Origin of the sequence: Catenuloplanes indicus (genome assembly GCF_030813715.1) — a bacterium.
GTDB classification, from domain to species: Bacteria; Actinomycetota; Actinomycetes; order Mycobacteriales; family Micromonosporaceae; genus Catenuloplanes; species Catenuloplanes indicus.
Genome location: NZ_JAUSUZ010000001.1, coordinates 3467110 through 3490757 on the forward strand (window position 1 = coordinate 3467110; position 23648 = coordinate 3490757).

Consider the following 23648-nt stretch of genomic DNA (forward strand, 5'->3'; position numbering starts at 1 on the left):
GCCCGGCACGCGGTTTCCCGACGTATTCCTCCGCATTTGCCCGAGAGGCGCGGCACCAAGCGCCCGCGAAAACACGCAAATAGTTGTTTTCGGGCGTACACCGCCGGCCCGGTGCGGAGCGGTTACTTCAGGAAATCATTCCTTCACTCTGAGCGATCCGGAAATTTGCCTTATTACCGGCGAAAGCGCACAGATGACCGCCATCACCCTTTCGATCCTCCGAGATGGTCGTTACCGTGGGTTCGCCGGACCTGGTCTTCAGTCACTCCCCCCGGAATGACGCCAGCCCGGCGCCGCCGAATCGCCCGGCCCGGCCGCCGGTGCTCCCCCGCACCGTTCGCGCCAGGCCCGCCGATCGCCGGTCGTGCCGGGCCCACCCGACGCGGCCTCCGAGCGGCGTTGCGGCGAACCGGGGACCCATCAGAGTCCCACCGGGGTGAATCCGCGCTCGCGCGGTAGGGCGTCCTTCTCGCCCGAATCCGTCAGCTAACCCGGTAGGCGGCAAGCGAAGAAGGGTCCACCCCGTTGTCAGCTTCGCGTGCGATCCTGCGCGCCGTCGTGCTGGCGGCCGTCGCGGTCGGCGTTCTCGCGCCGACCTCCGCGGCCCTGGCCGAGCCGTCAAGCGCCGAACTCACCAAGCAGATCGACAAGGCCTCCCATGAGCTGGAGGTCGTGATCGAGTCCTACAACAAGATCAATGAAGAGCTGAAGGCCACCCAGGCGGCGGCCAAGGACCTCAGCGAGAAGACCGCCGCGCTGGAGCAGCAGGTCGAGCAGGCCAGCACCAACGTCGGTCAGCTGGCCAGCCGGGCCTACAAGTCCGGCCGGTTCAGTGACGCGAACACGCTGCTCACGCTCAACGACAGCCAGGACCTGATGGCCGGCCTGAGCGTGCTCGAGCAGCTGGCCCAGGCGCGCAACGACGAGGTCGCCGCCTACACGGCCACCGAGGCGAAGTACGCCGAGGAGAAGGCCAAGCTGGACGCCGCCGAGAAGAAGCAGAAGGCGCAGAAGGACGAGGCCGGCAAGCGCAAGGCCGGCATCGAGGGCGAGCTGAAGAACCTGTACTCGCTGCGCAAGGCCGCGTACGGCCGGGAGCAGGAGCAGGCCGCCGCGGCGCCGGTCAGCAACGGTGGCGGCAACAGCGGCGGCGGTGGCAACAGCGGCGGTGGCGGTGCCGCACCGAGCGCGCCCGCCGGGTCGAGCGCCGTGGTGCAGTTCGCCTACGCCCAGCTCGGCAAGCCGTACATCTACGCCTCCGCTGGCCCGACCGGCTTCGACTGCTCCGGTCTGGTGAAGGCGGCGTGGGCGAAGGCCGGCAAGTCGCTGCCGCACAACGCGGCGATGCAGTACAACGCGACCGCGCGGATATCCGCCTCCCAGGTCGTCCCCGGTGACCTGGTCTTCTACAACGGGCTCGCGCACGTCGCGATCGCGATCGGCGGTGACAAGGTGATACACGCGCCCAGACCGGGCGAGGTGCTCACGATCGCACCGCTCAACATGATGTCGATCGTCGGGTACGGCCGGGTCAGGTAGCCGGAACCGGAACGGAGAAGGGCGGGGAGTCTCTCCCCGCCCTTCGTCATGCCGCGGTGGCCTGCGCCGGCACCCGTGGGCGGGTACCCGGTCGCCACGTCCGCCCGTTCGCGTAGACGATCCGGAAGCCCAGGTAGGCCGCCAGCTCGCGCCACGGCCCGGAACCCATCCGCTTCTCCGCCGCGTTCACCAGCGCGCCGTTCGCCAGCACGTCCAGCAGCACGGTCTCGAACGCGGCCGAGTCGACCCAGTCCACCTCCCGGGTGTAGCCGCACACCATCGCGGCCCCGGAGACGTCCAGGAAGTCCAGCAGCGTGGCGTCCGAGGCCTTCAGCACGGAGCAGGAGCCGAAGTAGAGCCGCTTGTCCTGGCAGCGACCGGCCAGCTGCTCGGCTACGTCGTCCAGCTCGACCGTGGCCCGGTCGGTGAGGCAGAGCCGGCCCGGCTCGCCGTGCATCGCGAAGAAGCCCACCCGGTAGTCGCTGTACTGCTTCAGCAGCCATCGGTCCAGGAAGTAGCTCAGCTCCTCCGGCGTGGCCACGTCCCGGTAGATGAACCGGATCCGGCGCAGCCGCTCCAGCAGCTCGAGCGTGGGGATGACGGAGCCTTGCTCGGAGAGGTCCCGGTGCCACTGGCCCTCCACACAGAAGATGCCGCCGCGCGCCACATCGCCTCCCCCGAGCTGTGGTTTCATACCCCGCAGGCGACCATACCCACCCCGCGCCGCCGTGCCCATCGCCGACGCGGGGGCTGACGCGACCGGAAGACGTCACAGTGACGAACGCAACGGCCGGCCCCGGGTATGGGACCGGCCGGTTCGTTCGTACCGCCGAGGGGTGTGTGGGGTTGTGGGTTATGCCGCCTGGAGGCCCTCCGCGCGGGCCAGCTCGCGCAGCCGGCCGAGTGCCTGGATCTCCAGCTGGCGGATCCGCTCGCGGGAGAGCGAGAACCGCGAGGCCACCTCGGTCAGCGAGTGCTCACGGCCGTCCTCCAGCCCGTACCGCGCGCGCATGATGCCGGCGGAGCGGTCGTCCAGGTGGTTGAGCAGGCCCTCGATACGCTGACGCTCCAGCGCGGTGAGGACGATCTCCTCCGGCGACGGCGCGTCCGAGTCGGCGACCAGGTCGCCGAGGTTGGTGTCGCCGTCGTCGCCGACCGGGGTGTCCAGCGACACCGTGTCCTGCGACCAGCGGATCAGCTCGGACACCCGTTCGACGGTCACGCCCAGCGCGGTCGCGATCTGCGCCGGCTCCGGGTCGGAGCCGAGCTCGCGGGTGAGCTGGCGGGTGACGTTGCGCATGCGGTTCACGTCCTCCACCAGGTGGACGGGGAGCCGCACGGTGCGCTCCTGCTGCGCGATGGCCCGGCTGATCGCCTGGCGGATCCACCACGTCGCGTACGTCGAGAACTTGTAGCCGCGCTCGTAGTCGAACTTCTCGACCGCTCGCACCAGGCCGGTGTTGCCCTCCTGGATCAGGTCGAGCATCGGCATGCCGGAGCGGACGTAGCGCCGGGCGATCGAGACCACGAGGCGCAGGTTGGCACGGATGAACTCGTCCTTCGCGCGGTTGCCGTCGACGACGACGCGCTCGAGCTCCTCGCGGCTCACGCCGGCCGGAAGCTGGTCGGCGTCGAGCAGGTGCTCGGCGTAGAGCCCCGCCTCGATCGCCTTGGAAAGATCAACCTCACGCGCCGCGTCGAGCAGAGGTGTCCGGGAGATCTCGTGCAGGTAGACTCCGACGAGGTCGCGCTCCTCGGCGACCTCATCCGTTCGCAACACCATGCTTTTTTCCATGTCGCCCACGGTCCCCTCGTTGACCCCATTTGCCTTCTTGCGGGCCGTCCCTGTATCCATCAGGCCCTCCCCGGTAATCCGCGTCCCCAGCGGTGCCCCTCTAACAACGGCGCACGTCCCCAGCTGATTCCGGCATTCGGATGGAATCTCGTTGTCGTACGATTGAAGCTGTCACGAATGCCTGAAATCTGGCTGTGAGCGCGGTGCGTAGTTCCTGAATCGGCTCGGCTGGCGGGGGATGAAGTGTTACCGGCCGGTCGATGCGCTCAACGGGTGCTTACCCCTGGCCCGTCAAATCACACCATCCGGGACAGTTGAGTCGCAGCGACCCAACTCACTGGTCCCGTGCGATCCCTGTCACCCAAGACTTACGGGAAACGTGATCGGAGGGTTCAGCCCACCAGGGAACCTTCCCGGTCGCCACCGCATTCCCAGCGGACCGGCAGTGCGCCACCACCCCGACGAGGAAAGATCATCCCAGCTCAGCGCGGCTTTCGGCGACCACCGGGCGCGCGCAACGACGCGGTCGCCTCATCGGCCGCGGCGAGTGCCTGCCCGGCCCGTTTCCGGTTACGCACAGCGACGCCGACGAAGATGCAATCGACGACCATCAACTGAACGGCTCGGCTGGCGAACGCGCCCGCCCGGTACGTCGTCTCGCGCGCCGCCGTGGTCAGCACCAGATCGGCCGCGTCCGCGATCGGCGAGCGCGGGAAGTTCGTCACCGCGACCGTGACCGCGCCGCGCCGCCGCGCCTGCGCCAGCACGTCCAGCACGCCGGCGCTGGTGCCGCTGTGCGAGATGCCGATCGCCACGTCGCCCTCGGCCAGCAGCGCGGTGGAGGCCAGGGCGGCCTGCGGGTCCGGCCAGTAGGCGACGCTGCGGCCGATGCGGTGCAGCTTCTGTTGCAGGTCCAGCGCCGCGCACGCGCTGGTGCCGGTGCCGTAGACCTCGATCCGGCCGGCGCCGTCCACGGCCTCCACGACCTGTGCGCAGGCGACCGCGTCGAGCTGAGCCGCGGTCTCCTCCAGTGCCCGCGCCTCGTTGAACGCGATCGTCGCCACGATCCGGGCCAGGTCCGCGTCCGGCGGGATCTCACCGCCGGCCACGTGCGCGTCCGCGGTGCGTGCGCGGCCGGCCGCCCCGGCCGCCTCCGCCGCCAGCCGGAGGCGCAGCTGCGGGTAGCCGGCGATGCCGATCGAACGGCAGAACCGGATGACCGTGGCCTCGGATGTCTCCGCGGCGGTGGCCAGACCGGTGATGGTGTGGCCGGCCGCGTCGGCGGGATCCGACACGACCAGGCGCGCGACACGCTGTTCGGCGGGTGACAGCGAGGGCAGGAGCGCGTTGATGTGCACGAGCAGCCCAGGCGAATTCACCACGGTCCGAGTTTGTTTGCGCACTTCGTACCCGTCAACGAAACCTGCCCCGTGGTGTCTGTTACGGGGAACGACTTCGACGGAACGGGCAGTCCGGCCTGTCCGGAGAGCGGAGGTTACGGGTGGCCGATGTCACCCGTGACCTCCGGTGTCAGGCCGCCGCGACCTCCGCCGGACGGTGCTGGGGGTCCGGCAGCCGCACCACCGTCGGCTCCGGCCGCACGGGCAGCATGTGTGCCAGGATCTCGGCGGCCACCTCGTCCTCGGTGCCGTCGCCGTCGATCAGCACGAACGAGTCGTGCTCCGGAAGCGAGGCGTAGGACGCGGAGGCGCGCGTCAGGTACTCGATCGTCTCGTGGTCGGTGCCGCGCGCCTCGATCCGCCGGTACGCCGCACCCGGGCTGACGACCAGCAGGAACGTGACGTCCGGCGCCGGGAACAGCCGGTACGCGAAACGGGCCAGCCGCTCGGCGGCACGCCCCCGGCCGAGCTGGGTGCGGATGCTGGCGTACTGGCAGTAGCTGTACCGGTCCATCACCGCGATCCGGCCGGAGTGCCGGTTGCGCAGCAACGTGCGGGCGATGGCGAGCCAGCGGAGCACCGACTCCACGACCGGCCAGCCGCGCCGGCCGAACAGGTGCTGCGCGTCGTCCACACCGAGTCGCTGGGCGACCCTGCCGAACCAGGCGCGGCCGCCCGCGTTCTGCAGGTAGTCGGCGGGCAGGCCGGCTGCGGTGAGCGCGTCCGCGAGGCGGTGCGCCTGGGTGGTCTTCCCGGAGCCGTCGACGCCGATCAGCGCGACGATCTTGGGCGGATGTCCGGAGTCGTCGTCACGGGTGGATTCAAAGATCGGCGCCATACTCCGACACGGTAGCGAGTCGAGGCATCTTTTCGCTGAAAGTCATAGTCGGCCATCCGCTATTTTTTCCGGCAAATCACCTTAAAGAAGCCTGGATATCTATCATCCTTTCGGCTGGATTTCCACCGTCCAACCGGACTAAAGTTGTTTGCTGTACGCGAAACGATCCCCGACCCCCTTCAGTGGGGAGGCCGTTCGTGAGCACACCCCCGGAACGCCGGCACCGCGCCGTCCGCCTGCTGGCCACGCTGTCCGAGATGCCGTCGCGGCATCCCGACCGCGCACGCGTCCGCGCGGAGGTGATCGAGGCGTGGCTGCCGCTGGCGCATCACCTGGCGAACCGGTTCGCCGGCCGTGGCGAGCCGCGCGAGGACCTGGACCAGACCGCGATCGTCGGGCTGATCAAAGCGGTCAACCGGTACGACCCGGACCGCGGCGTGGAATTCGCGGCGTACGCGATCCCGACCATCGCCGGCGAGATCAAGCGGCATTTCCGGGACCGGTGCTGGGACGTCCGGGTGCCGCGCCGCCTGCAGGAGCTGCGCGCCGCCACGTCCGAGGCGACCACCACGCTGACCCAGACGCTGGGCCGCTCCCCCACCGTGGCCGAGCTGGCGGAGCACCTGGACCGCGGCGAGGAGGAGATCCTGGAGGGACTGGAGGCGTCCCGGGCGTACAGCGCGATCTCGCTCTCCGCACCGGCGGGCGAGGGCGAGACGCCGCTCGGTGACCTGCTCGGCGCAGAGGACGAGGAGCTGGCGACCGCGGAGCTGCGGGTGGCGCTCGGGCCCGCGCTCGCCGGGCTCGACCCACGCGAGCAGCGCATCCTGACGCTGCGCTTCTACGGCAACCTGACCCAGTCGCAGATCGCGGACCGGATCGGCATCTCCCAGATGCACGTGTCCCGGCTGCTCGCCCGCGCGCTGACCAAGCTGCGGGGACGGCTCGCCGACGACTTCTGAGGCGTCCGAAATGCCGGTTTCCCGGTGTGTGAAGCGGTGTCCCGCCGGGTAGGTGGACAGGACACCGCCACACACGACGGGAGATCGCCATGCCGTACCGGGTGGACGCCGGGCTAGTCAATACGCTCAAGCGCGTCGCCGCCATCTTCAAGCAGGCCGACGTGCCGTTCGCACTGGGCGGGAGCTTCGCGGTCTACGCGCACGGGGGCTACTCCAGCGACCACGACGTGGATTTCATGATCCGCGAGCAAGACGTGGACCGCGCGCTGGAGGAGCTGACCGCCGCGGGCTTCACCAGCGAGCGGCCACCGGAGGACTGGCTGGTCAAGGTCTACGACGACGGGCGGATGGTGGACCTCATCTTCCGGCCGGTGGAGACGCCGGTGACGGACGAGACGCTGGCCGACTCCGTGGTCCGGCCGGTCGACGCGATCCAGATGCCGTGCATCTCCGCGACCCAGCTGATGGTGCACAAGCTGCTCAGCTTCTCCCAGCACTACTGCGACTTCGCGCGCGGCCTGCCGGTCGCCCGGTCGCTGCGGGAGCAGATCGACTGGGCGCGCGTGCGCCACGAGACCGCGGACTCGCCGTACGCGGAGGCGTTCCTGGTGCTCCTCGACCGGCTGGACGTGGTCTCCACCGAGGAGTCGGACACGCCGGACGCGGAGGGACACGGTCAGCGCAGCACGCTCCGCCTCGCCGCCACACAGTAAGGAAGGTGACATCACGTGACGACACAGCATCATGCGGACATCGGGACCAACCGCCCGCTGGACGAGTACGCCGAGGCCGAGGTGCAGCGCCTGCTGACCGAGGACGGGCGGGTGGCCGAGCAGGGCCTGACCGTCTCGCGGCGCGAGCACACGCTGATCCTCTGCGGTGACGTGGAGAGCGCCCAGCGGCGCGACGAGATCGTCCGGCTGATCCGGGAGCAGTTCCCCGGCATCGACCTCCAGGTCGACATCGGCCTCACCCGGGCGAACGCGCCGGCCGAGGCGGAGGAGCTGTCGTGATCCGGATCGCGGCCGTCGGCGACGTGCACATCGACAAGGACGTGGTCGGGCGTTACCGGCCCGCGCTGGAGGAACTGCCGGACAAGGCGGACGTGCTGCTGCTGGCCGGCGACCTGACCCGGCACGGCACGGAGGACGAGGCGCGCTGCGTGGCCACGGAGTTCGGCGGGCTCGGCGTACCGGTGATCGCGGTTCTGGGTAATCACGACCACCAGTCGGACCAGCCGGACGCGGTCACCCGGGTGCTCACCGACGTCGGCATCACCGTGCTGGAGGGCACCGGGACCGTGCTGGACTGCGGCGGCACCCGGCTCGGCGTGGCCGGCGTGAAGGGCTTCGGCGGCGGCTTCGCCGGGCGGTGCGCCAGCAACTTCGGCGAGCCGGAGATGAAGGCGTTCGTCGGGACCACCGAGCGGATCGCGGACAGCCTGGCCGACGCGCTGCACGCGCTCGACTGCGACGTGAAGGTGGCGCTCACCCACTACGCGCCGGTGCCGGACACGCTGGCCGGCGAGCCGCTGGAGATCTATCCGTTCCTCGGCTGCTACCAGCTGGGGCGGGCGATCGACTCGGCCGGCACCGCGCTGGCGCTGCACGGGCACGCGCACCATGGCACCGAGCGCGGCACCACGCCGGGCGGCGTCCGGGTGCGGAACGTGGCACACCCGGTGATCAAGCAGGCCTACAGTGTCTACCACCTCCTCCGCGACGAGGCAGACATCGACAGTCATTCATTGGTCCACGCCGGACAGTAGCCGGGCGTGCTACCCGGCAGAGGCGGCCTACGGGCCGCCTTTTCGCTGCTCACAGCGATGTTTTGCGATCCTGGCGGTCGGGTACAGAACAGAACATGGGAGCTTTCGATACTCTTCTGTGGATCCTGGCAGTGGTGCTCGTGGTCGCCGGCGTGGTCTCGCTCGTCCGGCGGCAGATTCTCTGGGGAATCGTCCTGATCGTGGTGGGCCTGCTCGTCGGTCCCGGTGGTGTCAGCATCTTCACGTAGGCCGCCCGCATCCCGCCCCGCCGACCCCCGGGGTCGTCGCACATCGGACCGGAGTCCTCCCCCGACCGGCCGGTCCACCGCGACGACCCCGGCCCCATGTCCGCGATCAGCGCCTCCCCCGTCCGTGCGGGCCGGACGAGATGTGCGACGGACGGCACCCGCGATGTGACTGAATCTTCGACCGAATGACCCTGATGTCCGATCGGGTCTTATTTGTCGAGGTGTCAGCGCGCGATGGCCGAGGTCCACCACTTCACGCACGGGGCGTTCAACCCCATCGTCTCCTTCCTGATGGCGTTTCTCGGCTCACTGCTGGGGCTCGCCTGCACGGTCCGCGCGCGTGAGTCACAGACCCGCGGCCGGCGAGCACGCTGGCTCGGAATCGCCGCGTTCGCGATCGGCGGCGCCGGCATCTGGCTCATGCACTTCATGGCCATGCTCGGCTTCGACGTGCCGGACTCCACGCTCCGCTACGACCTCGGCCTCACGCTGGCCAGCGCGGCCATCGCGGTGGGCACCGTCGGGTTCGGACTGTTCGTGGTCGGCTTCGGCCCCCGGTCCTGGCAGCGCATCCTGACCAGCGGCGTGCTGACCGGCGCCGGTGTGGTGGCGATGCACTACACCGGCATGCGGGCGATGCGCGTGGTCGGCGTGATCCACTACGACCCGGGCCTGGTGGCCGCGTCCTGCGTGATCGCCGTGGTCGCCGCGACCGTCGCGCTCTGGTTCACCGTCACGATCAAGGGCTGGGGCCCGATCATCGTCGCCGCCGCGATCATGGGCGTCGCGGTGACCGGCATGCACTACACCGGCATGGCCGCGATGCGCGTCGAGCTCTGGAACGACGGCCGTGGCCACGTCGAGGGCCTGGCGCCGTACATCCTGCTGGTCCCGATCACGCTGCTGGCCGCCGCCACGCTGATCGGCATGGCGTTCAGCGGCCTCCAGGCGATGACCCAGGAGGAGTTCGCCGCGGGCGCACCGGTCCTGCCGCTCCGCTCGCACGGCGCCCACGCCGAGCAGACCTGGTCCGTCCGCGCGACCGAGCCGGTCATCCCACCGGCGCCCGCGGTCGACCGCCTGGCCACGTCGTCCGCCGCCGCGGCCGCCACCGCCGGGGCCAGCCGCGCCCGCACGTGACCGACGGTGAATCGGGGTGCCGGCCGGACGGCCGGCACCCCGCACCGGACGGAGAAACGACGTCAGTTCATCGACCAGATGGCCGCGTTGAGCGCGGTCGCGTAGGTGACCCACAGCAGGTACGGCACCAGCAGCAGCGCGGCGACGGCGGAGATGCGGCGGAAGAGCGCGATCGTCGCGGCGATGGCGAGCCACAGCAGGACGATCTCGGCCAGCGCGAGGCCGTACTGGCCGGCGCCGAAGAACAGCGGGGTCCAGAGCGCGTTCAGGGCCAGCTGCACCGCGTAGACGGTGAGCGCGGTGGTCCAGCCCGCGCGGCGCCAGGCGAGCCAGCCGGCCAGCGCGATCATGACGTAGAGCACGGTCCAGACCGGACCGAACAGCCAGGACGGCGGCGCCCAGGAGGGCTGGGCCAGGCTGTTGTACTCGGCGGCCGTACCCTGGACGCCGAGGCCGCCGATCGCCGCGGCCGCGAACGCGGCGAGCGCGAAGCCGGCGAGGGCGAGCCATGGGACGGGACCATGATGGTGGCGGGCGCTCAGCGTGGACATGTGCGCATAGTTCCCCGTGGCCGGGCCGTCAATCCAGGATCGCGGCGAACCGCTCCTCGGCCAGATCGAGCTGGTCCATGATGTGCGACCTCGCCTCCGGCGCCAGCGGCGTGTCCGGCCGGGAGATCAACTCCCGGAACGTGGGCACCAGCGGGCGGTACTTCCGGGCGCTGGACTCCAGCTTCGGCCCGGTGGTGTGGATGATGCCGACGCCGTTGTCGGTGAAGTCGCTGACCTTGATCACCCGGGCCCACGGGTCGCGGTCCAGGCTCTCCGCCACGTGTTCCCGGTACTGCTCGTAGCGGTCCCGGCCGGGCTCGTACGCCGGATTGGTGACCGAGCGGACCAGGTCGGCGACGCGCTTGTTGAACCGGCGGGCGACCTCGGCGAGCGCGGCCTCGGTGGCGGCGTCGTGCGGCTGCGGCTCCGGCAACCCGGCCAGCTCGCACGGGTGGTCCTCGACCGCGTCGTGCAGCAGCGCCGCACACAGGACGTCCACGTCCTCGACCCGGTAGTAGCACATGATCCGCAACGCGACCCGGAGCAAATGGTTCAGATACGGCTCGCGCACCCGGCGGTCGTCCCGGTGGAGGTGCGTGGCGAGCGTGAGCGCGTCGGTGAGCGCGTCCCGGTGCGCGCCGGGGAAGCGGGCGATCTCGTCGAGGAAGCGCTGCCGCAGACCGGGCTCGCCGTACACCTCGGTGATGGCGTGCAGCGGCATGGTGCGCAGGATCTCGGATTTCAGCGTCTGGCCGGACATGGCGCCCACATATACCCGATATTGCCTGGTCAGGGTAGCCGCCATATCGCCGTTAACCACCACGAAGACGCACGTTTGAGACGAGAATGGTCCTGTGACGCAGAGCGGTCCACGGTCCTTGCCAGGTTTCTGAATTGTTACCGATCAAGGTCTGCCGACCGCTGGACTAAAGATCCTGCAAGCGCTTACATGTGAGGACGCCCACAGGAACGGGATCCGGCGGACGGGCTTCCATTGCCTCGCGCCGGCTAGGGAAGGAGGACGCCATGGCGGTCAAGTCTCGACCTCGCCAGGCCCTTGCGGTCGCCACCGCTCTCGGACTGGCGCTGACCGCCGCCGCGTGCGGCGGCGGAGACGACAACAGCAGCGCGGGCACCGGCGACTGCTCGACATACGACGCCTACAAGCACGACGGCACCGAGGTCTCCATCTACGCATCGATCCGCGACACCGAGGCAGATCTGCTGGAGGAGTCGTGGTCCGAGTTCAGCGAGTGCACCGGCATCACGATCAACTACGAGGGCAGTGGCGAGTTCGAGGCGCAGTTGCAAGTGCGCGTGGACGGCGGCAACGCGCCGGACATCGCGTTCATCCCGCAGCCGGGCCTGATCAAGCGGTTCGCCGACTCGGGCAAGCTCAAGGCCGTCTCGGCGGACACCAAGACCCAGGCCGAGGCGAACTACTCGGCCGACTGGCTGAAGTACGCCACGGTCAACGGCCAGTTGTACGGCGCCCCGTTCGGCTCGAACGTGAAGTCCTTCGTGTGGTACTCGCCGAAGACGTTCACCGAGAAGGGCTACAAGGTCCCGACCACCTGGGACGAGATGATCGCGCTGAGCGACCAGATCGCGGGCACCGGCGAGAAGCCGTGGTGCGCGGGCATCGAGTCCGGTGACGCGACCGGCTGGCCGGCCACCGACTGGCTCGAGGACGTCATGCTGCGCACGCAGACGCCCGAGGTCTACGACCAGTGGGTCAACCACGAGATCCCGTTCAACGACCCGAAGATCGCGGAGGCGCTCGACCGGGCCGGCACGATCCTGAAGAACGACAAGTACGTCAACGGTGGGTACGGCGACTCCAAGTCCATCTCGACGACCGCGTTCCAGGAGGGTGGCCTGCCGATCCTCGAGGACAAGTGCACGCTGCACCGCCAGGCCTCGTTCTACGCGAACCAGTGGCCCGAGGGCACCAAGGTGGCCGAGGACGGCGACGTATACGCGTTCTACTTCCCGGCGATCGACGCGGCCGGTGGCAAGCCGGTGCTGGGCGCCGGCGAGTTCACCGTGGCGTTCGCGGACCGTCCCGAGGTCCAGGCCGTGCAGACGTACCTGGCCAGCGGCGAGCACGCGAACACCCGCGCCAAGCTCGGCAACTGGGTCTCGGCGAACAAGAAACTGGACATCAACAACGTCCAGAACCCGATCGACAAGCTCTCCGTGGGCATCCTGCAGGACGCCTCGACCGTGTTCCGCTTCGACGGTTCGGACCTGATGCCGGCCTCGGTCGGTACGGGCACGTTCTGGAAGGGCATGGTCGACTGGATCAACGGCGGCAAGGACACCGCGGGCACCCTCAAGTACATCGAGGATTCCTGGCCCAAGTAGGGCACCCGATCCGGGCCGGGCGCTGGGCGCCCGGCCCGGATCTCTTTACCGGTACAAGAACCCGCATGGGTCAGCTCTGGGGAGCGGTGATGAACTTCGACCTCGCCGATCAAGCCGATAAATTCGTGATGTTGCTGGGCGGCCTGATCGCCTTCGTGGTGCTGGTCGGCGGCCTGCTCCTGGTCCTGGACGTGATCCCGACCAAACTGGCCGAGCGCCGGGAAGCCCGGCTGGCAGCCGCGGCCGAAGCCGGTGCGCCGATTCCGGCCGGTGCCGCCCGCGGCCGGGAGGGCTGGCTGGCGTTCGGCTTCCTGGCGCCCGCGCTGCTGCTGCTGTCGATCGGCCTGATCTTTCCGGCGATCCGCACCACGATCCTGTCGTTCATGAACGGCAACAGCACGGAGTGGGTGGGCTTCGACAACTACACCTGGATGTTCGGCCAGCCCGACATCCAGAACGTGCTGCTGAACACGCTGGTCTGGGTGCTCGTGGTGCCGGCGTTGGCGGCCACGATCGGCCTGCTCTACGCGATCATGGTGGACAAGGCGCGCGGCGAGGCCGTGGCCAAAGCCCTGATCTTCCTGCCGATGGCGATCTCGTTCGTCGGCGCCAGCATCATCTGGAAGTTCGTGTACGCGTACCGGTCGGGCGAGCAGGACCAGATCGGCCTGCTCAACCAGATCGTGGTCTGGTTCGGTGGCGAGCCGAAGCAGTGGCTGCTGGAGGAGGGCTTCAAGCTCAACACCCTGCTGCTGATCGTCATCATGATCTGGATCCAGGCCGGTTTCGCCATGGTGATCCTGTCCGCGGCGATCAAGGCGATTCCGGCCGAGATCGTGGAGGCGGCGAGGATCGACGGCACGAACGCGTGGCAGATGTTCTGGCGGATCACGTTGCCGGCGATCCGGCCCGCGCTGATCGTCGTGGTCGTCACGATCACGATCGCCACGCTGAAGGTCTTCGACATCGTCCGCACGATGACGAACGGCAACTACGACACCAGCGTCATCGCGAACGAGATGTACAACCAGTCCTTCAGGTACGGCGAGACCGGTCACGGCTCCGCGCTGGCCGTCTTCCTCTTCGTCCTGGTGATCCCGATCGTGATCTTCCAGATCCGGAACATCCGCAAGCAGCGGTCGGAGGCCTGACATGACGACTACCAATCCTCCCGCCGCAGCGGTCCCGGTCACGAAGGGCGGCGGTGACCGGCCGGGCACGCCCGCCGGGCGCGTCCGGAAGAAGCTGTCCAGCCCGCTGGCGACCGGCATCGCGATCCTCATCGCGGCGTTCTGGAGCGTGCCGACGTTCGGCCTGCTGATCAGCTCCTTCCGCCCGGAGGACGAGATCAAGACCAGCGGCTGGTGGTCGTTCTTCACCGACCCGCAGCTGACCCTGGACAACTACAGCGAGGTGCTGTTCGGCGGCAGCGCCAGTTCCGGGCAGCTGGCCGGCTACTTCATCAACTCGCTGGTGATCACGATCCCGGCCGTGCTGTTCCCGATGGCGATCTGCGCGCTGGCCGCGTACGCGCTGGCCTGGATCGACTTCCGTGGCCGTGACTGGATCTACATCCTGATCTTCGCGCTGCAGATCGTGCCGCTGCAGATGGCGCTGGTCCCGCTGCTGCGCTTCTTCTCCCAGGGCGTGGAGCTGTTCGGTGTGCAGCTGCTGCCGGCCTGGGGGCTGAGCGGCGAGGAGCTGTTCATCCAGGTGTGGTTCGCGCACACCTGCTTCGCCATCCCGTTCGGTGTCTACCTGCTGCACAACTTCATCTCGGAGCTGCCGAAAGACGTGATGGAGGCGGCGCGGGTGGACGGCGCGAACCACCCGAAGATCTTCCGGACCATCGTGCTGCCGCTGATCACGCCGGTGCTCGCCTCGTTCGGCATCTTCCAGTTCCTCTGGGTCTGGAACGACCTGCTGGTCGCGCTGATCTTCGCCAGCGGCGGCGGCCGGGACACCAACCCGATGACGGTACGGCTGGCCGAGCTGGCCGGTACCCGCGGCAACGAGTGGCAGCGGCTCACCTCCGGCGCGTTCGTGTCGATGATCGTCCCCCTGATCGTCTTCCTCTCGCTCCAGCGGTACTTCGTCCGCGGTCTCCTGGCGGGCAGCGTCAAGGGATAGCGTTTCCGTACACGACAAAAGCGACAGGACGGCCGGCCGCGGGCAGAAGCGGCCGGCCGTCGTCCGCAACGCGCCTCGTGAGGGTGGCGACGTGACCAGGATCGATGATGTGGCCCGGGCGGCCGGTGTCTCCACCGCCACCGTCTCCCGGGCGTTACGTGGCTTGCCGATGGTGTCCGAGACGACCCGCCGGCGGGTGCTCGAGGCGGCGACCCGGCTGGGCTACATCGCCTCGCCGAGCGCGTCCCGGCTGGCCGGTGGCCGTACCGGCTGCGTGGGGGTGGTGGTCCCGAGGATCACCCGCTGGTTCTTCTCGACCGTGGTCGAGGCGGCCGAGGAGAGCCTGCACGAGGCCGGGTACGACGTGCTGCTGTTCAACCTCGGCGGCAGCGAGCAGGCGCGGCTGAAACTGCTGCACACCGGCGCGCTGCGGCAGCGGGTTGACGCGGTCATGATGATCTCGATGCCGCTGCTCGCCGAGGACTTCGCGGCCGTCAGCCAGCTGGAACTGCCCGGCGTGACGGTCAGCTCCGGCACGCCGGTGCCCGGCTGGCCGAGCGTCCGGATAGACGACGTGGCCGCGGCGCGGGACGCGGTCGAGCACCTGATCGGGCTCGGCCACACCCGGATAGCGCGGGTGTGCGGCAAGTCCTCGGACGAGCTGGCGTTCACCACGCACGTGGACCGGCAGGACGGCTACCACGCGGCGCTGCGCCGGGCCGGGATCCCGCCGGACCCGGCGCTGGAGGTGGAGGGCCCGCTGGACCTGGCCGGTGGCGTGGCCGCGACCGAGGAGCTGCTGCGCCGCGGCGTACCGTTCTCGGCGATCTACGCCATCTGCGACGAGGCCGCGATGGGCGCGCTCACCGCGTTGCGCCGGCACGGTCTGCGGGTACCCGAGGACGTGAGCCTGATCGGCATCGACGACCACGACCTGGCGCCGGCGATCGGGCTGACCACGGTGGCGCAACCGGCTGCGGAACAGGGCCGGCGCGCGGTCGAGACGCTGCTGTCACCGACCGCGCCGGAGGGCGATGTGCTGCTACCGACACGCCTGATCATTCGCGAGTCGACGGCCGCACCGCGCAGCACACTTGGATGAGCACGGAACAACTCTTCACGGGACGGAGAAGACCCTGAACACGCACAAGGGCAGCGAGTGGTGGCGGCACGCCGTGATCTACCAGGTCTACCCACGGTCCTGGGCGGACAGCGACGGCGACGGCCTCGGTGATCTGCCCGGCATCACCGGCCGGCTGGACCACCTGGTGGAGCTGGGCGTGGACGCGCTCTGGCTGTCTCCGTTCTACCCGTCCCCGCAGGCGGATGCCGGGTACGACGTGGCCGACTACCGCAACGTCGACCCGATCTTCGGGCAGCTGGAGGACGCGGACAAGCTGATCGCCGAGGCGCACGCGCGCGGCCTGAAGCTGATCGTCGACCTGGTGCCGAACCACACGTCCAGTGCGCACGAGTGGTTCCAGGAGGCGCTGGCGTCGGAGCCGGGCAGCCCGGCCCGCGACCGGTACGTCTTCCGGGACGGCAAGGGCGCGAACGGCGACGAGCCGCCGAACGACTGGAGCGCGGTCTTCGGCGGTTCGGCGTGGCAGCGGATCACCGAGCTGGACGGCACGCCCGGCCAGTGGTACCTGCACCTGTTCGATCCCGCTCAGCCGGACCTGAACTGGGACAACCCGGAGATCCGGGCGGACTTCGTGAAGACGCTGCGGTTCTGGCTCGACCGCGGCGTGGACGGGTTCCGGGTGGACGTGGCGCACGGCCTGATCAAGCAGCGCGACCTGGCGAACTGGCACTACCCGATCGGCGGTGCGACCGGCGACGGCGTCGAGGGGCGCCGGGCGCCGATGTGGGACCAGGACGAGGTGCACGAGGTCTACCGCGAGTGGCGTCAGGTGCTCGACTCGTACGAGGGTGAGCGGATCCTGGTCGCGGAGGCGTGGGTGCAGCCGGCCGAGCGGCTCGCCGCCTACGTGCGCCCGGACGAGATGCACCAGGCATTCAACTTCGAGTACCTGGAGGCGCACTGGTCCGCGGACGCGCAGCGATCGGTGATCAGCCGCTCGCTGGCCGCGAACGGCGCGGTGGGCGCGCCGACCACCTGGGTGCTCTCCAACCACGACGTGCTGCGGCACGCGTCCCGGCTGGGCCTGCCGATCGGCACGCCGCGGCCGGACGGCATCGGCATCGGCGACCCGCAGCCGGACCCGGTGCTCGGCCTGCGCCGCGGCCGGGCGGCCACGCTGCTGATGCTGAGCCTGCCCGGCGGCGCCTACCTCTACCAGGGTGAGGAGCTGGGCCTGCCGGAGCACATGACGATGCCGGACGAGGCGCGGCAGGACCCGACGTGGGAGCGGTCCGGGCACGAGCGCCGCGGCCGGGACGGCTGCCGGGTGCCGATCCCGTGGGAGGCGGACGCGCCGTCGTACGGCTTCGGGCCGTCGGACGCCAGCTGGCTGCCGCAGCCGGAGCTGTGGGCGGAGTACGCGCTGGATCGGCAGCGCGACGTGCCGGGGAGCACCTACGAGCTGTACCGGGAGGCGCTGCGCCGACGTCGCGAACTCGGCCTGGGCAGCGGCGACCTGACCTGGGACGCGGACGCGGGCGACGCGGTGCTGTCGTTCGTCAACGGCGGCGTACGGGTGCTGACCAACTTCGGGCCGGACGACGCGGTACTGCCGGACGGCGCGGAGGTCATCCTGACCAGCCATCCGCTGGAGACGCCGGGCCGGGTGCCGTCCGACGTGACGGTCTGGCTGCGCGCGTAACACGCGGACGATGATCGGGGCGCCGGGCATGGCGCCCCGATCATCCGGCCGTGGCGGGACAGCGGGGGCTCAGGCCGAGGCGGCGGCCGTACCCTCGGACGGTTGTTGATCTTTCGGTGTCGCGGCCCGGGCGAGCAGCGTGGCGTGCACGTCCGCGATGTCCCCCGGCGCGGTGCGTGAGGCCAGGTAGTACATGACACCGGTGGGCACGAAGAACAGCTGGAACAGCGCGAGCCCGGCCGCGTAGTTCAGCGGCGGCGGGAACGCGCCGGCCAGCGCCCTCGCGGCCACGCCGATCAGCGCGTTGCCGCCGGCCCGGCCGAGGCTGTTGACCAGGTTGCCGATCGAGTACACCGTGCCCCGGTGCTCCGGCAGGTTGACGTCGCCGATCAACGCGAACCAGTTCGGCGAGTTCGCGGACGTGAACGCGAGCGCGGTGAACGCGGTGACCAGGCTCAGCGCGACGGTCGGCTCGGTGACCACGCTGGACAGCACCGCCGCGACCACCTCGCCGCTGGAGCCGCCGTGCGGCACGGTGATCCGCATCGGTACGTAGAACAGGATCGCGTAGAACGGCAGCGCGCCGAGCACACCCACGGCCGCGACCAGCGCCCGGCCCCGCGGGGTGCGCCGCTGAAGGCGGTCGCCGATCACGCCGCCGATGATCGACAGCGCGCCGCCGAGCTGGAACAGCGTGGTGAAGATCGTGCCGACCACGACCGCGGTGGAGTCGTCGTACCCCTGGTTCCGGGCCCGCTCGGTGAACAGCACCGGCAGCCAGACCAGCGAGCCGAACGCGACCTGCGCGGTGAGCCCCTGCGCGACCAGCCAGACGTTGGACCGGTTGCGCCAGATGCGCGGCAGGTCGGCGCGGGAGATCCGGTAGTCGTAGTCCGCGGTGCCGGCCAGTTCCGGCTCCGACTCGCCGCGCCGGATGTCGTAGGTGAACAGGTACGCCACGGTGGCGACCAGCCCGGCCACGGTCAGCACCGCGAACGGGCGGCGCCAGTCCGCGTTGCCGAGCAGGCCGCCGAGCAGCGTGCCGGTGAGCGAGCCGACGCCCTGGGCCAGCCCGAAGAACGCCATCACCAGGCCGCGGCGGCGCGGCGTGATCAGGTCGGTGACCACGGAGAAGCCGACCGAGGAGACCGCGCCGAGCCCGGCCGCCGCGATCAGCTGGGCGATCACGAACATCGGGAAGTTGCCGGACAGCGCGGAGCCGGCGGTCCCGGCGGCCCAGACCAGCGTGCCGGACATCAGCAGCCGCTTGCGGTCGGTGCGGTCCCCGCTGTACGCCCAGGCGACCGACGCGACCGCGCTGACCAGATAGGTCACCGAGATGACGCCGGCGATCGCGCCGCGGCTGACCTCGAGCCCGTCGCCGATCCGCCCGTAGAGCGGCGGCGCGACGCCGATGACCACGTTGTCCAGCGAGGCGAGCACGACGAAGACCACCACGCTGTACGAGCGGTGCACCCGCCCGCCGCCGCCCCTCATGACACGGGAGGGTAGCTCAGGCGCGGGCCCCGGCGCTGTGGCTCGGCCGCCACATCGGCCAGAACGCGGCGCCGTCCGGCAGCAGGATCGGCGCGGACGACCGGTAGCCGTGCCGGGCGTAGAGGTCGCGCGCGGCGGGATTGCCGGAGACCAGGTAGGCGGGGATGCCGGCCGCGTCCAGCCGTGCGTGGTGCGCGTGGAGCAGCGCGCTGCCCAGTCCCTCACCGCGCCGGTTCGGCTCCACGGCCATGAACAGCAGGTGGTGGTGCGGCTCGGCCGGGTGATGCGCGGCGAGCAGCGTGGCGAGCTGGTGGAAGCGGGCGCCGAACTCCGCGGTGACCGCGTCCATCCGGGCGTCGTACCGCGCCGGCAGCGCGGGCCACGGGTCGCCGTGATGCGGCAGCCAGACCGCGACGCCGGTCCGGTCCGGTGTGCACAGCACCTCGCCGAGCGCCAGCGCCGCGTCCAGCGAGGCGCGGATCGCGGTGGAGAGGACCGCGTGGCGGCGGGCGCGCGGCGGGACCAGCCACACCGCGGGCGCCTGGCTCTCCAGCGAATGGGTTATCAGGTCGGTCGCCCAGAGCACGTCGGACGTATCGGCCTTCGTGACTGTCGGATGCACGCCGACCCCCCTCGTGAGACGCGCCGCTAGCAGATTGGCATCTGTGCACGCGTCCTGCAACTCCCACTATGGAGCAACTTCCAAGGCTGGAACTTCTCCAGAATTCGTGGAGCCGGTTACCCGCTCATGACCTGTATCGGCGACACTCTGCGCTATGGGAACCCATCCGACGGTGCGGCGGCGCCGGCTCGCATCCGAGCTGCGGCGGCTGCGGGAGGCGGCGGACCTGACCATAGAGCAGGCCGCTGCCGAGGCGAAGGTCAGCAAGTCCACGCTGTCCCGGATCGAGACGGCACAGATCCGGGTCCAGCCGCGCACGGTCGGCACGCTGCTGCGCGTCTACGGCGTCTCGTCGGAGGTGCGCGGCGCGCTGATGCAACTGGCCCGGGACGCGCGCGAGCACGGCTGGTGGGTGGACTACTCCGGTTCGATGCCGCCGTGGTTCGCGGGGTACGTGGCGTTCGAGGACGAGGCGTCCGGCTTCCAGATCGTCGACATCCAGCTGGTGACCGGCCTGCTGCAGACGCCGGACTACGCGCGGGCCGTGATAGCGGCGGAGTTCCCGGAGGACTCGCCGGAACGCATCGACGAGCGGGTGGAGTTGCGGCTGGCGCGTCAAGCCGTGCTGCGCCGGGAGACGCCGCCGAAACTGTGGCTGATCCTGGACGAGTCCGTGACGGAGCGCGTCATCGGCGGGCCGGACGTGATGGCGGCCCAGCTTCGGCATCTGGTGGACACCAGCCAGTTACCGAACGTCACCATCCAGGTCCTACCGTTCGGGCAGGGGCCTTATGCCGGGATGGGGGTGGGTTTTACCATTATGGAATTCGCCAACCCCGGCGATCCCACCGTGGTCTACCTGGAAAATCTCTCCGGGGCGTTGCTTTTGGACAGTCCTGAGCACGTGGCCACGCATGCCACCGCATATGACCATATGCGGGCGATTGCGCTCTCCCCGGTGGACAGCGTTAAACTACTAAGCGTGAAGGCGGACGCGTTCGCTCCCAGGTGAAGACTGCCTGGGTTCGGACGACCTCTGTTGATCTCTGTCCGTCCTCACAGCACAACGTCGGCGAGATCAACAGAGTAGGAGGGCGCACTATGGTTGCGCCGAATCCGTCCGAGGTCACGTGGCGCAAGAGCAGCCGCAGTAATGGCCAGGGACAGTGCGTGGAGTTCGCCCGGCTCGGCGACGCCGTCGTCGGGGTGCGCGACTCCAAGGACGTGCAGGGACCGACGCTGACGTTCGCCCCGGCAAGCTGGCGGACCTTCCTGTCCAGCGACCTCATCCAGCGATAACGACTTGCAAGCGGGCCCGCCGTCCATGCTCCGGACGGCGGGCCCTTTTGCTGCCTAGTGACGGTCGACGGTCAGCTCGCGGGCCGCGGCGTACTGCTCGCGGATCGCCGGGACGGGCGTGCCGCCGTACTCCTGGGTGTCCGTGACCGCCCACTCCGGAGCGCGGCCGGTCGCGACCCAGGCGGCCTGGCGGGCGGCGCCGTCCGCGACGTACTCCCCCGGCGGCGGGACCACGACCGGCAGCCCGAAGACCGCGGGCGCGATCCGGCGGACCGCCTCGGACCGGGCACCGCCGCCGACCAGGATCACCCGGTTGACCGTGGCGCCCTGCGCGACCAGCGCGTCCAGCCCGTCCGCGAGCGCGCAGAGCATGCCCTCGACCGCGGCGCGGGCCAGGTGCCCGGGCGTGCCGGTGCGCAGCGTCAGGCCGTGCACCGCGCCGGACGCGTGCGGCTTGTTCGGCGTGCGCTCACCCTCCAGGTAGGGCACCAGCACCAGGCCGTCCGCACCGGCCGGTGCGCCGAGTGCCAGGTCGGAGAGCTTGTCCACGTCGACGCCGAGCATGGTCGCGGCCGTGGTGAGCACCCGGGCCGCGTTCAGCGTGCAGACCAGCGGCAGGAACCGGCCGGTCACGTCCGCGAAGCCGGCGACGATGCCGCTCGGGTCGTTCGCCGGCACGTCCGCCACCGAGAAGACGGTGCCGGACGTGCCGATCGAGACGATCACGTCGCCGGGCTGCGCACCGGCGCCGAACGCCGCCGCCGCGTTGTCCCCGGCGCCGGGTCCGAGCAGCGCGTCCCCCCGGTGGCCGGCCGTTCCGGTGGGGCCAAGGACGGCCGGGACGATCGCCGGCTTGCCGAGCGCGCGCTCCAGCAGGTCCAGCCGGTACTCGTTCGTGGCCGCCGACCAGTAACCGGTGCCGCTGGCGTCGCTGCGGTCGGTGTACAGCGCGTCCAGGCCGGGCGCACCGGCCAGTTTCCAGGTGAGCCAGTCGTGCGGCAGGCAGACCGCGGCGGTGCGGACCGCGTTCTCCGGCTCGTGGCGGGCCAGCCAGCGCACCTTGGTGACGGTGAACGAGGCGACCGGCACCAGGCCGACCGCGTCCGTCCACTGTTGCGCGCCGCCCAGCTCGTCGATCAGGTCGACCGCGGCCTGCGCGGACCGGGTGTCGTTCCAGAGCAGCGCGGGACGGACCACCTCCCCGTGCTCGTCGAGCGCGACCATGCCGTGCTGCTGGCCGCCGACGCTGATGGCCGTGACATCGTCCAGGCCACCGGCCTGCTCCGCCGCCTCGTTCAGCGCGCTCCACCACGCGTCCGGGTGCACCTCGGTGCCGTCCGGGTGGGCCGCACGGCCCTCCCGGACGAGCGCGCCGGTGTCCGCGTCCCGGATCACGACCTTGCATGACTGGGTCGAGGAGTCGACCCCGGCGACGAGAGGCATGGGCTATCGGGCCCCGAGCACGTGCTCGACCGCGAGCTGGTTGAGGCGGACGAAGCCGAAGCCGCGCTGGGCGGCCGCGTCCACGTCGTACTCCTCGAAGCTGCCCCGGTCGGCGAGCAGGTCGGCGAGCGTCTCGCCCTGGCCCAGCGTGGACTGGTTCAGCTCGGCGACGCCGCTGGCCGCGAGCGCCTCCTGCACCTCCGGATCCGCGCGGAACGCGGCGGCACGCTCCTTGAGCAGCAGGTACGTCCGCATGTTCGCGGCCGCGGACGCCCAGACACCGTCGTAGTCCTCGGTGCGGGACGGCTTGTAGTCGAAGTGCCGCGGGCCGGAGTAGGCCTCGCCGCCGCCGGGCGCGCCGTTCTCCAGCAGGTCGACCAGCGCGAACGCGTTGAGCAGGTCGCCGTGACCGAAGACCAGGTCCTGGTCGTACTTGATGCCGCGCTGGCCGTTGAGGTCGATGTGGAACAGCTTGCCGTGCCAGAGCGCCTGCGCGATGCCGTGCGCGAAGTTGAGGCCGGCCATCTGCTCGTGGCCCACCTCGGGGTTGAGGCCGACCAGCTCCGGCTTGTCCAGCTCGCCGATGAACGCGATCGCGTGGCCGACGGTGGGGAGCAGGATGTCGCCGCGGGGCTCGTTCGGCTTCGGCTCGATCGCGAAGCGGATGTCGTAGCCCTTCTCCGTGACGTACTGCGTGAGGAGGTTCAGGCCCTCCTTGTAGCGCTCGAGCGCGGCGCGCACGTCCTTGGCCAGGTCGTACTCCGCACCCTCGCGGCCGCCCCACAGCACGTAGGTGTTCGCGCCCAGCTCGGCGGCGAGGTCGATGTTGCGCAGCACCTTGCGCAGCGCGTAGCGCCGGACCGAGCGGTCGTTGCTGGTGAAGCCGCCGTCCTTGAACACCGGATGGGTGAACAGGTTCGTGGTCACCATGGGGACCTTGAGGCCGGTCTCGTCCAGCGCCTTCTTGAACCGGCTGATCTGCTCGTCGCGCGCCACGGTCTCGGCGCCGAACGGGATCAGATCGTCGTCGTGGAACGTCATGCCGTAGGCACCGAGCTCGGCCAGCTTGTGCACGGCCTCGACCGCGTCGAGCGGGGCCCGGGTGGCGTCGCCGAACGGGTCACGGGCCGTCCAGCCGACCGTCCAGAGGCCGAACGTGAACCTGTCCGCGGGAGTGGGCTGAGCGGCCATGCGATACCTCCACGTAACATCCGCGATTTGTTTATTGGTTGAATTATTTGAGCGACGTGTGGCATTGTCAAC

24 protein-coding genes and 1 riboswitch are annotated in these 23648 nt (G+C 70.1%); of the genes, 14 read left to right on the forward strand and 10 right to left on the reverse strand.

Annotated features, from left to right (window positions below):
• Positions 1-377: 377 nt before the first annotated feature.
• Positions 378-516: riboswitch (cyclic di-AMP (ydaO/yuaA leader) on the forward strand.
• A 9-nt stretch (positions 517-525) separates the two neighbouring features.
• Positions 526-1539, forward strand: a complete 1014-nt coding sequence (locus J2S42_RS15550) for a C40 family peptidase (protein WP_307239805.1) — start codon at positions 526-528, stop codon at positions 1537-1539.
• 46 nt (positions 1540-1585) lie between these two features.
• Here the strand turns inward: J2S42_RS15550 and J2S42_RS15555 are convergent, their stop codons facing one another.
• From J2S42_RS15555 to J2S42_RS15570, 4 genes are all read right to left on the reverse strand, one after another.
• Complete coding sequence (locus J2S42_RS15555; protein ID WP_307248782.1) at positions 1586-2206, reverse strand: DUF6642 family protein; 621 nt, start codon at positions 2204-2206, stop codon at positions 1586-1588.
• Positions 2207-2392: 186 nt separating this feature from the next.
• Positions 2393-3334, reverse strand: a complete 942-nt coding sequence (locus J2S42_RS15560) for a sigma-70 family RNA polymerase sigma factor (protein ID WP_370879191.1) — start codon at positions 3332-3334, stop codon at positions 2393-2395.
• A gap of 482 nt (positions 3335-3816) precedes the next feature.
• Positions 3817-4716, reverse strand: coding sequence for a MurR/RpiR family transcriptional regulator (locus J2S42_RS15565; protein ID WP_307239809.1), 900 nt, complete (start codon positions 4714-4716; stop codon positions 3817-3819).
• Positions 4717-4864: 148 nt separating this feature from the next.
• Complete coding sequence (locus J2S42_RS15570; protein WP_307239811.1) at positions 4865-5572, reverse strand: dTMP kinase; 708 nt, start codon at positions 5570-5572, stop codon at positions 4865-4867.
• 257 nt (positions 5573-5829) lie between these two features.
• Here J2S42_RS15570 and J2S42_RS15575 point away from each other — a divergent pair, with 257 nt between their 5' ends.
• The 6 genes from J2S42_RS15575 (at position 5830) to J2S42_RS15600 (ending at position 9690) form a co-directional block, all read left to right on the forward strand.
• Positions 5830-6534 carry a SigB/SigF/SigG family RNA polymerase sigma factor gene (locus tag J2S42_RS15575; protein WP_307248785.1) on the forward strand — a complete coding sequence of 235 codons (705 nt, stop codon included), beginning with the start codon at positions 5830-5832 and terminating at the stop codon, positions 6532-6534.
• Between the two features lie 89 nt (positions 6535-6623).
• Positions 6624-7247, forward strand: a complete 624-nt coding sequence (locus tag J2S42_RS15580) for a nucleotidyltransferase family protein (protein ID WP_307239813.1) — start codon at positions 6624-6626, stop codon at positions 7245-7247.
• A gap of 15 nt (positions 7248-7262) precedes the next feature.
• The gene (locus J2S42_RS15585) at positions 7263-7547 is read left to right on the forward strand and encodes a hypothetical protein (protein ID WP_307239815.1); all 285 of its coding nucleotides are present in this window, start codon (positions 7263-7265) and stop codon (positions 7545-7547) included.
• Positions 7544-8302, forward strand: a complete 759-nt coding sequence (locus J2S42_RS15590; protein ID WP_307239817.1) for a metallophosphoesterase family protein — start codon at positions 7544-7546, stop codon at positions 8300-8302. Before J2S42_RS15585 ends, J2S42_RS15590 begins: the two co-directional genes overlap by 4 nt.
• Positions 8303-8397: 95 nt before the next feature.
• A complete protein-coding gene (locus tag J2S42_RS15595) occupies positions 8398-8550 on the forward strand; it encodes a GPGG-motif small membrane protein (protein WP_307239819.1) in 153 nt (50 codons plus the stop codon).
• A 234-nt stretch (positions 8551-8784) separates the two neighbouring features.
• Complete coding sequence (locus J2S42_RS15600) at positions 8785-9690, forward strand: MHYT domain-containing protein (RefSeq protein ID WP_307239821.1); 906 nt, start codon at positions 8785-8787, stop codon at positions 9688-9690.
• A 62-nt stretch (positions 9691-9752) separates the two neighbouring features.
• Here J2S42_RS15600 and J2S42_RS15605 read toward each other — a convergent pair whose 3' ends face one another.
• Together J2S42_RS15605 and J2S42_RS15610 are read right to left on the reverse strand one after the other, a co-directional pair.
• Positions 9753-10241, reverse strand: coding sequence for a TspO/MBR family protein (locus J2S42_RS15605; protein WP_307239822.1), 489 nt, complete (start codon positions 10239-10241; stop codon positions 9753-9755).
• Positions 10242-10269: 28 nt separating this feature from the next.
• Positions 10270-11001: an HD domain-containing protein gene (locus J2S42_RS15610; protein WP_307239824.1), complete on the reverse strand. Its 732-nt coding sequence runs from the start codon at positions 10999-11001 to the stop codon at positions 10270-10272.
• 266 nt (positions 11002-11267) lie between these two features.
• On the opposite strand from J2S42_RS15610, the gene J2S42_RS15615 reads away from it, so the two are divergent.
• From J2S42_RS15615 to J2S42_RS15635, 5 genes are all read left to right on the forward strand, one after another.
• Positions 11268-12608 carry an ABC transporter substrate-binding protein gene (locus J2S42_RS15615; RefSeq protein WP_307239826.1) on the forward strand — a complete coding sequence of 447 codons (1341 nt, stop codon included), beginning with the start codon at positions 11268-11270 and terminating at the stop codon, positions 12606-12608.
• Between the two features lie 89 nt (positions 12609-12697).
• Positions 12698-13759, forward strand: a complete 1062-nt coding sequence (locus J2S42_RS15620; protein WP_307248787.1) for a carbohydrate ABC transporter permease — start codon at positions 12698-12700, stop codon at positions 13757-13759.
• A gap of 1 nt (position 13760) precedes the next feature.
• Entirely contained in the window at positions 13761-14738 is a 978-nt protein-coding gene (locus tag J2S42_RS15625; protein ID WP_307239828.1) for a carbohydrate ABC transporter permease, read from the forward strand.
• Between the two features lie 91 nt (positions 14739-14829).
• The gene (locus tag J2S42_RS15630) at positions 14830-15840 is read left to right on the forward strand and encodes a LacI family DNA-binding transcriptional regulator (protein WP_307239830.1); all 1011 of its coding nucleotides are present in this window, start codon (positions 14830-14832) and stop codon (positions 15838-15840) included.
• 34 nt (positions 15841-15874) lie between these two features.
• On the forward strand, positions 15875-17524 hold the full coding sequence (locus J2S42_RS15635; RefSeq protein ID WP_307248789.1) for a glycoside hydrolase family 13 protein: 1650 nt from the start codon (positions 15875-15877) through the stop codon (positions 17522-17524).
• A gap of 69 nt (positions 17525-17593) precedes the next feature.
• Here the strand turns inward: J2S42_RS15635 and J2S42_RS15640 are convergent, their stop codons facing one another.
• Positions 17594-19021: an MFS transporter gene (locus J2S42_RS15640; RefSeq protein ID WP_307239832.1), complete on the reverse strand. Its 1428-nt coding sequence runs from the start codon at positions 19019-19021 to the stop codon at positions 17594-17596.
• A 16-nt stretch (positions 19022-19037) separates the two neighbouring features.
• Positions 19038-19643, reverse strand: a complete 606-nt coding sequence (locus J2S42_RS15645; RefSeq protein WP_307239834.1) for a GNAT family N-acetyltransferase — start codon at positions 19641-19643, stop codon at positions 19038-19040.
• A gap of 154 nt (positions 19644-19797) precedes the next feature.
• Between J2S42_RS15645 and J2S42_RS15650 the strand changes: the two genes are divergently transcribed.
• The gene (locus J2S42_RS15650; protein WP_307239836.1) at positions 19798-20655 is read left to right on the forward strand and encodes a helix-turn-helix domain-containing protein; all 858 of its coding nucleotides are present in this window, start codon (positions 19798-19800) and stop codon (positions 20653-20655) included.
• 89 nt (positions 20656-20744) lie between these two features.
• Entirely contained in the window at positions 20745-20942 is a 198-nt protein-coding gene (locus J2S42_RS15655) for a DUF397 domain-containing protein (RefSeq protein ID WP_307239838.1), read from the forward strand.
• 54 nt (positions 20943-20996) lie between these two features.
• On the opposite strand, the gene xylB is transcribed toward J2S42_RS15655, so the two are convergent.
• Together xylB and xylA are read right to left on the reverse strand one after the other, a co-directional pair.
• Positions 20997-22385: a xylulokinase gene (gene xylB, locus J2S42_RS15660; protein ID WP_307239840.1), complete on the reverse strand. Its 1389-nt coding sequence runs from the start codon at positions 22383-22385 to the stop codon at positions 20997-20999.
• Between the two features lie 3 nt (positions 22386-22388).
• Complete coding sequence (gene xylA, locus J2S42_RS15665) at positions 22389-23576, reverse strand: xylose isomerase (RefSeq protein ID WP_307239842.1); 1188 nt, start codon at positions 23574-23576, stop codon at positions 22389-22391.
• Positions 23577-23648: the final 72 nt, after the last annotated feature.